Here is a 1,008-nt window from a genome sequence, read left to right as displayed (position 1 = left end):
AAAACAGAGATTGAACTGAAGAGTTTGATCCTGGCTCAGATTGAACGCTGGCGGCATGCTTTACACATGCAAGTCGAACGGCAGCGCGGGGCAACCTGGCGGCGAGTGGCGAACGGGTGAGTAATACATCGGAACGTACCCAGAAGTGGGGGATAACGTAGCGAAAGTTACGCTAATACCGCATACGTTCTACGGAAGAAAGTGGGGGACCTTCGGGCCTCATGCTTTTGGAGCGGCCGATGTCTGATTAGCTAGTTGGTGAGGTAAAGGCTCACCAAGGCGACGATCAGTAGCTGGTCTGAGAGGACGACCAGCCACACTGGAACTGAGACACGGTCCAGACTCCTACGGGAGGCAGCAGTGGGGAATTTTGGACAATGGGCGCAAGCCTGATCCAGCAATGCCGCGTGAGTGAAGAAGGCCTTCGGGTTGTAAAGCTCTTTTGTCAGGGAAGAAACGGTTCGGGCTAATATCCTGGGCTAATGACGGTACCTGAAGAATAAGCACCGGCTAACTACGTGCCAGCAGCCGCGGTAATACGTAGGGTGCGAGCGTTAATCGGAATTACTGGGCGTAAAGCGTGCGCAGGCGGTTTTGTAAGTCTGACGTGAAATCCCCGGGCTTAACCTGGGAATTGCGTTGGAGACTGCAAGGCTGGAGTCTGGCAGAGGGGGGTAGAATTCCACGTGTAGCAGTGAAATGCGTAGAGATGTGGAGGAACACCGATGGCGAAGGCAGCCCCCTGGGTCAAGACTGACGCTCATGCACGAAAGCGTGGGGAGCAAACAGGATTAGATACCCTGGTAGTCCACGCCCTAAACGATGTCTACTAGTTGTCGGGTCTTAATTGACTTGGTAACGCAGCTAACGCGTGAAGTAGACCGCCTGGGGAGTACGGTCGCAAGATTAAAACTCAAAGGAATTGACGGGGACCCGCACAAGCGGTGGATGATGTGGATTAATTCGATGCAACGCGAAAAACCTTACCTACCCTTGACATGTCAGGAA

At 53.5% G+C, this 1,008-nt stretch carries 1 rRNA gene; it reads left to right on the top strand.

Features of this window, described 5'->3' with window-relative positions:
• Positions 1-12 precede the first annotated feature (12 nt).
• Positions 13-1,008 (top strand): 16S ribosomal RNA (locus ISF28_RS30215); the annotation flags it as partial.

The organism is Massilia rhizosphaerae (assembly GCF_016093545.1).
In the GTDB taxonomy this organism is placed as follows: Bacteria; Pseudomonadota; Gammaproteobacteria; order Burkholderiales; family Burkholderiaceae_D; genus Telluria; species Telluria rhizosphaerae.
The sequence above is the reverse complement of the archived record's forward strand: the minus strand, read 5'-3'. Positions and strand labels throughout refer to the sequence as shown.